The sequence below is a fragment of the Paraburkholderia guartelaensis genome (assembly GCF_004353905.1).
GTDB classification, from domain to species: domain Bacteria; phylum Pseudomonadota; class Gammaproteobacteria; order Burkholderiales; family Burkholderiaceae; genus Paraburkholderia; species Paraburkholderia guartelaensis.
This window is the reverse complement of sequence record NZ_SMOD01000004.1, coordinates 48,822-61,686: the sequence shown is the minus strand read 5'-3', so window position 1 is coordinate 61,686 and position 12,865 is coordinate 48,822. Positions and strand designations below refer to the sequence as shown.

Below are 12,865 nucleotides of genomic sequence, written 5' to 3'. Positions count from 1 at the left end.
CCGGGGGCGACGGCGGGCCGCAAGCTGATGCCGGATCAGAGCGCGTGCCCGGTACTTGCATGAACCACGACGTATTCGATCGTTTCGCCGATCCAGCCGTGCGCGATCTCGCGTGGCTGCTCTACAGCGCCGATCTGTTGCGTGCGCAACCACCGCTCGCGCCATTGGCGCAATGGTGCGCCGATGCCGACGAAGCGCGCGCCACGCGCGATTGGCTCGCGCAACTCGATCGTGATCCTGCGCGGCTGCATGAAGCGCTCATGGCCGCGCCGACGCATCGCCTCGGCCGCTATGCCGAAAATTTGCTGGGATGGTTTCTCGCGAACGGCCCTGCGGCACAGCTCGTCGCTCAGAATGTGCCGGTGCGGCGTGCGGGCCTCACGCTCGGCGAATGTGATTTTCTCGTGCGCACGCGCGCCGGAGAGCGCCTGCATTGGGAACTGGCGGTGAAGTGCTACCTGCACGCAGGGCCGGGCGATGACGCACGTGCATCGCTCGCCGAATTCGTCGGGCCGAATTTGCGCGATCGCTTCGATCTGAAACTCACGCATCTGCGCGACCGTCAACTGCGTTTGAGCGCGCGCGAAGAATTCGCCTCGCTGGGTTACGAAGGCCAGTGGCTCGCGCAGATGTTCGTGAAAGGCTGGCTTTTCTACCGGGCCGGAGAGGCGGCGCCGTCACGAGTGGAAGATGCCCCCGAGCTGGCCGCAGATCATGGGCGCGGCTGGTGGGTGACGCGCTCGGACTGGCCGGCCTTCGCCGCGCAACAGGCGGCCGGTGGCTGGAGCGTGTTACCGCGGCTCGCGTGGCTCGCGCCGCGCAGGCTGGCGGCTGCACCCTCGATCGATCCCAATGCGCTAGTCGACGCGCTAGCCCGACCAGACGACCCCGTGCTGGTCGCGGCATTCACGGCCGACAGCGCAGGCGGCTACCGCGAACAGTCGCGCGGCTTCATCGTTCCCGACGACTGGCCTGCGCGCGCCGCGGCATTTGCACGTCAATAGGCGCGCGAGAGCACGCTCACCACCAGCGCCAGAAGTGATGCACGGGTCCGACGCCATGACCGACGTCGAGCCGATCACTGGCTTCGAGCGCCGCCGTCAGATACTGCTTGGCTTCGCCGACGGCCGGGGCGAGCGCCCCGCGCTGCGGCCACAATGCGGCAATCGCGGAAGAAAGGGTACAGCCCGTGCCGTGCGTATTCGTGACCGGCACGCGTGGGCCGCCCAGGCGCAGCGAGCCGCCGGCTTCGATGAGCCAGTCGGGGCTGTCCGCGCTGCCCAGATGCCCGCCTTTCATCAGAACAGCCTGCGCACCGAGCGCGCGCAGCGCTTCGCCTTGCTCGACCATCGCGGCCTCGTCTGCGGCGGGCGGCACGCCGAGTAGCGCCGCGGCTTCCGGCAAATTCGGTGTGACGACACCCGCTAGCGGCAGCAGTTCCTCGCGCAGCGCAGCGACGGCTTCGGGCGCGAGCAGGGCGTGATTGCTCTTCGAGATCATCACGGTGTCGAGCACGACACGCAGCGGCTGATGGCGGCGCAGCGCGTCGGCGACGGCGCGCACGATCTGCGCGTTGGCGAGCATGCCGATCTTGACGGCGTCGATACGGATGTCGTCGAACACGGCGTCGAGTTGCGCGGTGACGAAAGCCGCGTCAGGCGCGTGGATCGCGGTGACGCCGCGCGTGTTCTGCGCGGTGAGCGCCGTGATGACGCTCGCGCCGTACGCGCCGAGCGCGGAGAACGCCTTGAGGTCGGCCTGAATGCCCGCACCGCCGCCCGAGTCGGAGCCGGCGATCGTGAGAACGTTGAAAATCGGTGAAGTCATGGCAGCGTCAGATGCGCGTCGCGCGCGGCCGGGTCGACAAGACGTGCCGCGCGTGCGCAGGAAAGGATCGATTCAGCAGACGTGGCGGCCGGATTATGTGCGCACAGGCACGCCCATCAATGCCTGTGATTTTCGCCGATCAGCGCGACCGAGTCGAATGAGCGTTGATTCGCCTGGTGGCGGCGCATCACGAGCCACATCATCAGGCAGACGAACGTGCCGAACAGCACGATCACGATGGTCACCGGCACGTCGAGCCAGACGAGCACGGCGTAGAGGCACAGCATCACGAGCACCGAGAGGTTCTCGTTGAAGTTCTGCACGGCGATGGAGTGGCCGGCGGAGAGCAGCACGTGGCCGCGGTGCTGGAGCAGCGCGTTCATCGGCACGACGAAGAAGCCTGAAAGGCCGCCCACGACCATGAGGAAGATGTACGCAAAAATCAGGTAGCCGGGAACGCGCATGTGGCCGATATGCAGCCCCCAATGCGGCGGAAAGAGATGGCGCGTGTAGAACGCCATGAGCATGACCGCAAGACCCATGATGATGCCGACCGGCAGCACCGAGAGCGACTTCTTGAGCGGCACGCGCGCGGCCGCGATCATGGCGCCGGCCGCCACGCCCACGGCCACCACGGCCTGGAGCACCGCGCCTTCGGAGAGTGACATGCCGAGCGAGACTTCGGCCCACTTGAGCACGATGAATTGCAGCGTCGCGCCCGCACCCCAGAAGAGCGTCGTGACCGCGAGCGAGATCTGGCCGAGCTTGTCGCGCCAGAGCGTGTTGAAGCAGTCGGCGAAATCGGTGATGAGGCGGATGACACCATGCTGCTGGCGCGGATAGCGCGCGCCGGTGTCGGGAATGCGCAGATTGAAGAGGGCGGCGATCACGTAAATCACCATGATGACGACCATCGCGGCTTCCGCGGGTGTGCTGATCGCGGCGGGCGTATGGCGCAGCACATGCGAGGCGATGTGGGGGCTGATCAATGCGCCGCCGAGCACGGTACCGAGGATGATCGAGCCGACTGTCGTGCCCTCGATCCAGCCGTTCGCGGCGACGAGGCGCTCAGGCGGCAGCAGTTCTGTCAGGATGCCATACTTGGCGGGCGAATAAGCCGCCGCGCCGAAACCCACTACGCCATAGGCGAGCAAAGGATGGGTGCCTGCCAGCATCATGGCGCACCCCACGACCTTGATCGTGTTCGTGATGAACATCACGCGGCCCTTGGGGCGGGAATCTGCGAAGGCGCCGACGAAGGCGGCAAGAACGACGTAGGAGAGGACGAAGAACAGCTTGAGCAGCGGCGTCATCCAGTTCGGGGCGTGGAGATCTTTCAGCAGTGCAATTGCAGCGATGAGGAGCGCATTGTCGGCCAACGACGAAAAAAACTGCGCGGCCATGATGGTGTAAAAGCCTTTTTTCATCTGATGCGATGCTTTCCTCGCTGCGGTCCGTCCGCCCCGGACGGGTGGGAGGCATCCGGGCTTATTACGTTCGAAATGGGTTGTGCGCAGGGCTTTATATCACGAAAATAGGTGTATTCGGACTAGCACAATCCTTGAGCGCCCGTCAGGCGGGCCTGCGGGGCGCTGAAAACACCCTGTAAGCTCCTGATTCGAAAGCGTCTTTGCGAAAAAATCTCCCATGCCGCGCCCCCTCTCAGCAACGATTCACACCGCCGCACTCGCCAATAACCTCGCCGTCGTCCGCAAGTACGCGCCAAAGTCGAAAATCTGGGCCGTGGTGAAGGCCAACGCCTACGGGCACGGGCTTGCGCGCGCGTTCCCCGGCCTGCGCGCAACCGACGGTTTCGGCCTGCTCGACCTCGAGGAGGCCGTGAAGCTGCGCGAACTCGGCTGGGCGGGTCCGATCCTGCTGCTCGAAGGCTTTTTCCGGCCGACCGACATCGACGTGATCGACCGCTACAGCCTCACGACCGTCGTGCATAGCGATGAGCAGATGCGCATGCTCGAAATGGCGCGTCTCTCGAAGCCGGTCAACGTCCAGCTCAAAATGAATAGCGGCATGAACCGGCTCGGCTACACGCCGGAGAAGTACCGCGCCGCATGGGAGCGTGCACGTGCCTGTGCCGGTATCGGCCAGATCACGCTGATGACGCACTTCGCGGACGCCGACACGCCGCGCGGCGTCGGCGAGCAGATGGAAACGTTCGAACGCGGCGCGCAAGGCATTGCCGGCGCGCGCAGCCTCGCCAATTCCGCCGCCACGCTCTGGCATCCTTCGACGCACTTCGACTGGGTGCGTCCCGGCATCATTCTTTATGGCGCTTCGCCTTCGGGCTTCTCATCGGCGCTCGAAGGCACAGGCTTGCAGCCGGCCATGACGCTCGCGTCTGAACTCATCGCCACACAGCATGTGGCTGAAGGGCAGACCGTTGGCTACGGCTCGATCTTCACGGCGCGCAAGCCCATGCGCATCGGCGTGGTGGCGTGCGGTTATGCCGACGGCTATCCGCGCGTCGCGCCCGAAGGCACGCCCGTGATCGTCGACGGCGTGCTCACGCATGTGGTGGGCCGCGTCTCCATGGACATGCTCACTGTCGATCTCACGCCTGTGCACAGCGCGGGCGTCGGCGCGCGCGTGGAACTGTGGGGCAACAATCTGCCGATCGACGACGTCGCGAAAGCGTGCGGCACGATCGGCTACGAGCTGATGTGCGCCGTTGCGCCGCGTGTTCCCGTGCGGGCCGAATAACGCCATGGCAAAGAGCATGGCGAAGGTCAAGACACTGTATACGTGTACCGAATGCGGCGGGCAGGCGCCCAAGTGGCAGGGCCAGTGCCCCGCGTGCGGCGCGTGGAACACGCTCGTGGAAGGCGTTGCCGAAACGGCGAGCAGTCACCGCTTCCAGTCGCTCGCGAAGAGCGCCCCGGTGCGGCGTCTTGCCGATATCGAGGCGTCCGACGTGCCGCGCTTCACGACCGGCGTGGGCGAGTTCGACCGCGTGCTGGGCGGCGGCCTCGTCGCGGGCGGCGTGGTGCTGATCGGCGGCGACCCCGGCATCGGCAAATCGACGCTGCTCTTGCAGTCGCTCGCGCAGATCGCGGCCGAGCGTCGCGCGCTATATGTAAGCGGTGAGGAATCGGCGGCGCAGATCGCGTTGCGCGCGCAACGATTGGCGCTGCTCGATCCGGGCTCCATGGCGAGCGAGCTGCAGTTGCTCGCCGAGATCCAGCTCGAAAAGATCCAGGCGACGATCGAAGCTGAGAAGCCCGACGTCGCGGTCATCGATTCGATCCAGACGATCTATTCCGAAGCGCTGACTTCCGCGCCCGGCTCGGTTGCGCAGGTGCGCGAGTGCGCGGCGCAGCTCACGCGCATCGCCAAGCAGTCGGGCACGGCGATCATCATGGTTGGCCACGTGACGAAGGAGGGCAACCTCGCGGGCCCGCGGGTGCTGGAGCACATCGTCGACACCGTGCTGTATTTCGAAGGCGATACGCATTCGTCGTTCCGGCTGGTGCGCGCGTTCAAGAACCGCTTTGGCGCGGTCAACGAACTGGGCGTGTTCGCGATGACCGAGAAGGGCCTGCGCGGCGTCGCGAATCCCTCGGCGCTGTTTCTCTCGCAGCACGAGCAGAGCGTGCCGGGCTCCTGCGTGCTCGTGACCCAGGAAGGCTCGCGGCCGCTGCTCGTCGAGGTGCAGGCGCTCGTCGACACGGCGCACGTGCCGAATCCGCGGCGCCTCGCCGTCGGCCTCGAACAAAACCGGCTTGCCATGCTGCTGGCGGTGCTGCATCGCCATGCCGGCATCGCGTGCTTCGATCAGGATGTGTTCCTCAACGCCGTGGGCGGCGTGAAGATCACGGAGCCGGCCGCGGATCTCGCCGTGCTGCTCGCCATTCACTCTTCGATGCGTAACAAGGCGTTGCCCAAGGGTCTGATCGTTTTTGGCGAAGTCGGCCTCGCGGGCGAGATCCGACCCTCGCCGCGCGGCCAGGATCGTCTGAAGGAAGCGGCGAAGCTCGGTTTTTCATGCGCGCTGATTCCCCGCGCCAATGCGCCGAAACAGCCGATCGAAGGTTTACAGGTGATTGCGGTGGAGCGCCTCGAGGAAGCGATCGACCGGATACGCGAGCTGGATTGAGCGCGCCGCGGCCGTGCAAATGGCCTGTACTGGCGCGTAATGATTAGTAACAACCCTGGTTCCGGCTGTAACCATTTCAGACTGCGATTTCCCTATCCTTGGCGCGGTGTTCAACCCGTGTCGAGCGGAAAGGATAGCGACTTGAAACAGACTGATACGTCCTTCGGCGGTCGTTCGATCGTCGTGCGCGGCTGCCGGGTGTCAGAGCCGCTCATGCAACCTTGGGGCAGCACGTGCCGCATCGTCGAGTGGATCGATGGCGACGGGCGCATTTCGCGCCGCGTCGTGGCGGAAGACGTGACGGCGGCCGAAGTGCGCAGCACCATTGCGCACCACGTGGAAGGCCGCAAGTACGTCATGTACGACGACGAGCGGTCGCCGCGGCAAACACTGCCGCGCCGCTAAACAAAAAATGGGCGCTGCAAAGCGCCCATTTTTCATTGTGCTCACCGGTCATGCGGCATACGCCGCGCGCTAGCCCCAGGGTCCGTAGGTGAAGGGTTTTTTGCCGCCAGGCGCACCCGGTGTGTCGGCACCCTGGCCGGGTTGGGCGGGTTGGATCGGCCGGGCAGGTTGAGCGGCATGCGTGCCTTGCGGCTGACCGCCTGGCTGAAAAGGCGCCGCCTGCATACCGGGCGCGGGATGCTGCGTTTGCCGCGCCGCCATTTCGTCCATCATGGCTTGCAGCACTTCGGCGTTGAAGAGGGGATGGCGCGAAGCCTCGCCTGGCGTGAGGACGGGCGAAACACAGGTGTCGATCGCCTCGAGACGGTCGATCCAGGTTTGCAGCGACTCCGACTCGATGATGGCCGCCAACTCGCGCGTGAGCGCGGCGGCATCCGCGCCGCCGATCGCCTGACCGAGACTCCAGTGACGCTCGGCCCAGTCGTCGCGGCCAAGGGCGTGGCACAGCGTCTGCCAGAACTTCAGTTCGAGCGCGCCGACGGCGAGCCACCGCCCGTCTTGCGTGCGATAGAGGTTGTAGCAGGGCACGCCGCCGTTGAGCAGACCGCCGCCCGGCTGCAGCGCCGCGGCGTCGTCGTTGGCGAGCGCAACCTGGGCGACCACGTTGTGCGCGTAGCTCGCGTGCGCCATCGAAACATCGACGAAACGGCCCTCGCCACCGCGCGCCACATGCCAGAGCGCCGCGAGAATCTGTGTGACCGCACTGAGTGCGCCGCCAAGCAGGTCGGCGATCTGAAAATTGGGCAGCACTGGCACGCCGTCGCGCGTAGCCAATTGGTCGAGCACGCCCGAATAGGCGACATAGTTGATGTCGTGGCCCGGATGGCCGGCGAACGGCCCGGTCGTACCGTAGCCCGTGATCGCACAGTAGACGAGTTTCGGATTGATCTTGCGCAAGGCCTCGTAACCCACGCCGAGGCGGTCCATCACACCGGGCCGGAAACTCTCGACGAGCACGTCGGCGTCGCGCGCGAGCGCGAACAACACCGAGCGGCCGCTCTCGGTCTTCAAATCGACCCGCGTTTCGCGCTTGCCGCGATTGACGAGCCGATAGAACGCACCGGGGCGCGCGGCCACTTCGTCCACCGCGCTTTGCATCATCACGCGCGCCGCGTCGCCCGCACCGGGCGGCTCGATTTTCAGGACATCGGCGCCCATTTCCGCGAGCCGCAAGGTGGCCACGGGCCCGGGCAGAAGGCGGGTCAGATCCAGTACGCGAAGGCCCTGCAATGCGGCGGGTGACGACACTCGTGGCTCCCTGGCGAAATGACTTGGCGAAAAGCGCGGTTAGCGGCGCGATGGTAACGAAACGCAGCCTTAGCCGAGCTGCTCGAGTTCCTCGTGCGCATCGAGCCATTCGGCTTCGAGCGTTTCGAGGCGCGAGGCGACGTCGGCCTGACGGCGAATCGCATCGGTCAGGCGGCTCTTCTGCTGAGGCTCGTAGCTCGCCGGGTCGGCGACAAAAGCGTCGAGCGTGCTCTTTTCGCTATTGAGCGTATCCATTTCTTTTTCGATCTTGCCGATTTTCGCCTGTAACGGCTTCTTCAGGTGCGCAACCTTCTGACGCTGCTCCGCTTCCTGGCGACGCTGCTCCTTGCGATTGACGCCATCGGCAGCATTTGCGCCGTTTGCCGCATCCGCCGTGCCGGAAGCGGCCTCCTTGAGCGCCGCGCGTTGCTCGGCCGCGTGTTGCAGCAGCCAGTCGCGGTAGTCGTCGAGGTCGCCGTCGAACGGCTGCAGACGGTGCTTCGCCACCAGCATGAATTGATCGGTCGTGGCGCGCAGCAAGTGCCGGTCGTGCGACACGAGGATCAGCGTGCCTTCGAACTGCGCGAGTGCCATGGTCAGCGCATGGCGCGTTTCGAGGTCGAGGTGGTTGGTCGGCTCGTCGAGCAGCAGCAGGTTGGGCTTTTGCCAGATGATGAGCGCGAGCGCGAGGCGCGCCTTCTCGCCGCCCGAGAACGGCGCGATGGGCGCCGTGGCCATCTCGCCAGGGAAGTTGAAGCCGCCGAGGAAGTCGCGCAGCTCCTGCTCGCGCGTGTCGGGCGCGAGACGGGCGAGATGCTGGAGCGGCGTGTCGTCCGGGCGCAGCGTTTCGAGCTGGTGCTGCGCGAAGTAGCCGATTTGCAGGCCCTTGCCCGTGCGCAGCTCGCCGGAGAGCGCTGCGAGCGTGCCCGCGAGTGTCTTGATGAGCGTGGACTTGCCCTGGCCGTTCGCACCGAGCAGGCCGATGCGCTGGCCGTTCTGGATCGACAGCGTGACGCGCTCGACGATCGGCGTTTCGCGGCCGTCCTCGGCCCGATAGCCGCAGCGCACGTCTTCCATCACGAGCATGGGGTTGGGCGCGGAGTCGGGCGTGCGGAATTCGAACGTGAACGGCGAGCTGGCGTGCGCCGGTGCGATCAGCTCCATCTTTTCCAGCGCCTTCACGCGGCTTTGCGCCTGGCGCGCCTTGGTGGCCTTGGCCTTGAAGCGGTCGATGAAGCTTTGCAGGTGGGCGACGGTGCGCTGCTGCTTTTCATACGCGCTTTGCTGGAGCGCCAGTTGTTGCGCGCGCAGGATTTCGAACTGCGAGTAATTGCCGCCGTAGCGCTTGATCTGCTGGTTCTCCAGATGCAGCGTGACGTTGCAGATCGAGTCGAGGAATTCGCGGTCGTGCGAGATCACGACGAGCGTGCCGGGATAGCGGTGCAGCCAGTCTTCGAGCCAGACGATCGCGTCCAGATCCAGGTGGTTCGTGGGCTCGTCGAGCAGCAGCAGGTCGGAGCGGCACATGAGCGCCTGCGCGAGGTTCAGGCGCATGCGCCAGCCGCCCGAGAAGCTCGCCACCGGCTGGCGCGTTTGCTCGAGCGTGAAGCCGAGGCCGAGCAGCAGCGCTTCGGCTCGCGCGGGAGCGGTGTAGCCATCAGCGTCGGCGAAGGCGCCGTGCGCTTCGGCTTCGGCCGCGCCGTCGTGCGCCGCCGAGGCTGCGGCGATGCGGGCCTCGATTTCGCGCAGCGCGGCGTCGCCGTCCAGCGCGTAGTCGAGCGCGGTGCGGTCGACCGCCGGGGTTTCCTGCGCGACGTGCGCGATGCGCCAGGACGGCGGCAGCGAGAAGTCGCCGGCGTCCGCGTGCAGCTCGCCGCGCAGCACGGCGAACAGGGTCGATTTGCCCGCGCCGTTCGCGCCGATGAGACCGACTTTTTCGCCGGGGTTCAGCGTGAACGAGGTCTGTTCGAAAAGCGGCTTGGTGCCGCGGGCAAGACTGAATTGGTTGAAGCGGATCACGACGGCGCCGGCGGGAAGAAAACGAAAGAAAGCGCTATTTTAAACTGTGGCGTGCCTCGGCCGGCATTGGCCGAACGGCTAGCCGTCTGGTCGAGTGCTAATTGTGCGTTTTCTCACGTAGACTGGCGCTTTTCCACGGGAGAGCCAGATGACTTCGATCTATTCGTTTTCGGCGCAACCGCTCGGCGGCGGCGAGCCGGTGAGCCTCGACCGCTATACGGGCAAGGTGCTCCTGATCGTCAATACCGCGAGCGAATGCGGATTCACGCCGCAGTATGCGGGCCTGCAAACGCTCTACGACCAGTACGCTGCGCGCGGGCTCGCGGTGCTCGGCTTTCCGTGCAACCAGTTCGGCAAGCAGGAACCCGGCGACGCGGCGCAGATCGGCAGCTTCTGCGAAAAGAACTTCGGGGTTACGTTCCCGATGTTCGAAAAGATCGACGTGAAAGGGGCGAACGCGCATCCGCTGTATCGCTGGCTCACGGGCGAGGCGCCGGGGCTGCTCGGGCTCGGCGGCATCAAGTGGAATTTCACGAAGTTTCTGGTCGATCGCAACGGCGATGTGGTGAAGCGCTATGCGCCCATGACGAAGCCCGAGGCCATTGCAGCGGACATCGAAAAGCAGCTCTGAGCGCAGCCTGGCGGCGCAGGCGCGCTAGAGAATCGGCGCGAAGAGCCGCGCGAGATGCATCGTGATCTTGCGCCACGCGGGCGCGTCGCGATACTCGCTGCGATCGATCTCGAATGCCTCGTTGAAATCGCGCAGCAGCATCGCTTCGACTTCGGACGCGAAGCCGCGATGCACGGTCAGCACCATGATCTCGAAGTTCAGGCGAAACGACCGGTTATCCAGATTCGCGCTGCCGATAGCCGCAGCCACGTCGTCGATCAGCACGACCTTCTGGTGCAAGAAGCCCGGCTTGTAGCGAAAGATGCGGATGCCCGCGCGCACCGCATCGAAGGCGTACAGCATCGACGCCTCGAATACCACGTAGTGGTCGCGCCGGCTCGGGATCATGATGCGCACGTCCACGCCGCGCAGCGCTGCGAGGCGTAGGGCCGAAAACACGGCTTCGTCGGGCACGAGGTAGGGCGTCGTGATCCACAGGCGTTTTTTCGCGGCGTTGATCGCCTCGACGAAGAAGAGCGAGCAGGTCTCCTGGCGGTCCGCCGGCCCCGTGGGCAAGACAAGGCAGTACATGTCGTCGCCGTCCCGCGGCACGACCGTGGGCGGCTCGCAGCCGGGCAACTGCTGGGTGGCCCAGTACCAGTCCTCGGTGAAGGCGAACTGCACGTTGGCGACCGCCGGTCCGCGCAACTCGATATGCGTGTCGCGCCACGGTGAAAGGCGCGCATTCGCGCCCAGGTATTCGATGCCCACGTTGTGGCCGCCCACGAACGCATGCTGGCCGTCCACCACGACGATCTTGCGGTGGTTGCGGAAGTTGAGCTGGAAGCGATTCACGAAGTGACGCTTCGTGGAGAACGGGTGCACTTCCACGCCGCCGTCCTGCAACTCGTGCACGTAGCTGGCGGGCAGGTCGAACGAGCCGATGCTGTCGTACAGGAAGTACACGCGTACGCCGCGTTTCGTGCAGTCGAGCAGCAGGTCCTTGAGGATGTCGCCGAGCGCATCGGCGCGCACGATGAAGAACTGCACGATCACGTAGTGCCGGGCTTGCTCGATCGCATCGAAGATGGCGGAGAAGGTCGCTTCGCCATTCACGAGCGTGCGCACGGCGTTGCCCGGCACGAGCGGCATGCCGCCCAGGCGCGCGAATGTGCGGATCACGCGTACGCCGAGTTCGTCGGCAGGCCATTCGCCCGCGGAGACGAGCTTGTCCCAGTCGGGCGCGTGGGCGCGCGAGCGCAAGGTTTCATTGCGCAGGCGCCTCGCGTCCGCATAGCCCGCGAACTTGCTGCGGCCGAGAAAGAGATACGGGACGAGCGTGAGGTAGGGCATCGTCGCGAGCGAGACGGCCCAGGCAATCGCGCCTTGCGAGGTGCGCGTGTTTAGGATGGCGTGGCACGCCGCGATCAGTCCAAGCAGGTGGATGATCGCGAGCAGCGTGCCGAGGTGTGACCAGTCGAATCGCATAGATGCGTGGGACGCTCCTTCAGCCGGACGCAGGACCGGCCCGCGCCGGGAAGCGCACGGCCGGAGGGCTCAATCTTACCGAACCCGCTGCGACGACGGCGATCGTCCCGGTCCTGCACGCGGCGAGACACGGCGCACGGGCGCCGCGGCTCGCGCGGATACGACGGGCAGGACGATCAGACCGGCAGGTCGCAAGCCTGGATCAGGAAGACCTGATCGTCGCCGGCGCTCGTCGAGAGCCAGACGAGATCGAGGCCGCCGAACGCCGCTTCCACGTTCTCGCGCTCGTTGCCGATCTCGATCACCAGCACGCCGTCGTCGGTGAGCCAGTTGCGTGCGTCCTTGATGATGCGGCGCACGATGTCCATGCCGTCCGCGCCGCCCGCGAGCGCCATTTCCGGCTCGTGGCGGTACTCGGGCGGCAGCGCCTGCATCGAGTCGGCGTTGACGTACGGCGGATTCGTGATGATCACGTCGTAGCGGCGCTCGGGCAGCGGCGCGTAGAGGTCGCCTTCGAAGAGGGCGATGCGCTCGTCGAGATCGTGTTCGTGCACGTTGCGCCGCGCGACTTCGAGGGCGGGCGCGGACAGATCGACGGCATCGATGTCGGCGTTCGGAAACGCGTGCGCCGCGAGAATCGCAAGGCTCGCCGAGCCGGTGCACAACTCCAGCACCGCGGTGACCTGCTCGGGATCTTCCACATAGGGCTGCAGGCCGTCTGCGAGCAGCTCGCCAATGAACGAGCGCGGCACGATGACGCGCTCATCCACGTAAAAGCGCAGGCCGTGCATCCACGCTTCCTGCGTGATATAGGCGGCGGGGACGCGGTCGGTCGCGCGGCGCTCGATCACGGCGAGCACCTTGTCGATCTCCTCGCTCGTGAGGCGCGCGTCGAGAAACGGGTCGAGCAGGTCGAGCGGCAAATGCAGCGTGTGCAGGATCAGGTACGCGGCTTCGTCGTAGGCGTTGTTCGAGCCGTGGCCGAACGCGAGTTGCGCGGCCGAAAAGCGCGAGACACCGTAGCGCAGCAGGTCGCGCACGGTGGCGAAGGTGGCGGTTAGCGGATGGGTCATGTTCTGGACTCCAGAGCGTATTCT

General features: G+C 65.8%; 11 protein-coding genes. 5 read left to right on the top strand and 6 right to left on the bottom strand.

The annotated features are described in order from the left end of the window. The first annotated feature begins 59 nt into the window (after positions 1-59). Positions 60-1,004: a DUF1853 family protein gene (locus tag E1N52_RS06565; RefSeq protein ID WP_133181316.1), complete on the top strand. Its 945-nt coding sequence runs from the start codon at positions 60-62 to the stop codon at positions 1,002-1,004. 16 nt (positions 1,005-1,020) lie between these two features. On the opposite strand, the gene thiD is transcribed toward E1N52_RS06565, so the two are convergent. Continuing rightward, positions 1,021-1,827 (bottom strand): bifunctional hydroxymethylpyrimidine kinase/phosphomethylpyrimidine kinase, encoded by an 807-nt coding sequence (gene thiD / locus E1N52_RS06560; RefSeq protein WP_133181314.1) that lies wholly within the window; start codon positions 1,825-1,827, stop codon positions 1,021-1,023. Positions 1,828-1,943: 116 nt separating this feature from the next. Continuing rightward, the gene (gene lplT / locus E1N52_RS06555) at positions 1,944-3,254 is read right to left on the bottom strand and encodes a lysophospholipid transporter LplT (protein ID WP_133181312.1); all 1,311 of its coding nucleotides are present in this window, start codon (positions 3,252-3,254) and stop codon (positions 1,944-1,946) included. 220 nt (positions 3,255-3,474) lie between these two features. Here lplT and alr point away from each other — a divergent pair, with 220 nt between their 5' ends. The 3 genes from alr (at position 3,475) to E1N52_RS06540 (ending at position 6,343) form a co-directional block, all read left to right on the top strand. Next, complete coding sequence (alr, locus tag E1N52_RS06550; RefSeq protein ID WP_133181310.1) at positions 3,475-4,545, top strand: alanine racemase; 1,071 nt, start codon at positions 3,475-3,477, stop codon at positions 4,543-4,545. A gap of 16 nt (positions 4,546-4,561) precedes the next feature. Next, positions 4,562-5,938 carry a DNA repair protein RadA gene (gene radA / locus E1N52_RS06545; protein ID WP_069265603.1) on the top strand — a complete coding sequence of 459 codons (1,377 nt, stop codon included), beginning with the start codon at positions 4,562-4,564 and terminating at the stop codon, positions 5,936-5,938. A gap of 141 nt (positions 5,939-6,079) precedes the next feature. Next, entirely contained in the window at positions 6,080-6,343 is a 264-nt protein-coding gene (locus tag E1N52_RS06540; RefSeq protein ID WP_042265827.1) for a DUF2866 domain-containing protein, read from the top strand. Positions 6,344-6,412: 69 nt separating this feature from the next. Here the strand turns inward: E1N52_RS06540 and E1N52_RS06535 are convergent, their stop codons facing one another. Both E1N52_RS06535 and E1N52_RS06530 read right to left on the bottom strand, forming a co-directional pair. Further along, the gene (locus tag E1N52_RS06535; protein ID WP_133181306.1) at positions 6,413-7,651 is read right to left on the bottom strand and encodes a CaiB/BaiF CoA transferase family protein; all 1,239 of its coding nucleotides are present in this window, start codon (positions 7,649-7,651) and stop codon (positions 6,413-6,415) included. A 69-nt stretch (positions 7,652-7,720) separates the two neighbouring features. After that, positions 7,721-9,670, bottom strand: coding sequence for an ATP-binding cassette domain-containing protein (locus E1N52_RS06530; RefSeq protein WP_133181304.1), 1,950 nt, complete (start codon positions 9,668-9,670; stop codon positions 7,721-7,723). A 148-nt stretch (positions 9,671-9,818) separates the two neighbouring features. Here E1N52_RS06530 and E1N52_RS06525 point away from each other — a divergent pair, with 148 nt between their 5' ends. Beyond that, positions 9,819-10,301, top strand: a complete 483-nt coding sequence (locus tag E1N52_RS06525; protein ID WP_133181303.1) for a glutathione peroxidase — start codon at positions 9,819-9,821, stop codon at positions 10,299-10,301. 24 nt (positions 10,302-10,325) lie between these two features. Here the strand turns inward: E1N52_RS06525 and cls are convergent, their stop codons facing one another. Further along, on the bottom strand, positions 10,326-11,768 hold the full coding sequence (gene cls, locus E1N52_RS06520; RefSeq protein WP_133181301.1) for a cardiolipin synthase: 1,443 nt from the start codon (positions 11,766-11,768) through the stop codon (positions 10,326-10,328). A 176-nt stretch (positions 11,769-11,944) separates the two neighbouring features. After that, the gene (prmB, locus tag E1N52_RS06515; RefSeq protein ID WP_133181299.1) at positions 11,945-12,841 is read right to left on the bottom strand and encodes a 50S ribosomal protein L3 N(5)-glutamine methyltransferase; all 897 of its coding nucleotides are present in this window, start codon (positions 12,839-12,841) and stop codon (positions 11,945-11,947) included. Between the last annotated feature and the right edge of the window lie 24 nt (positions 12,842-12,865).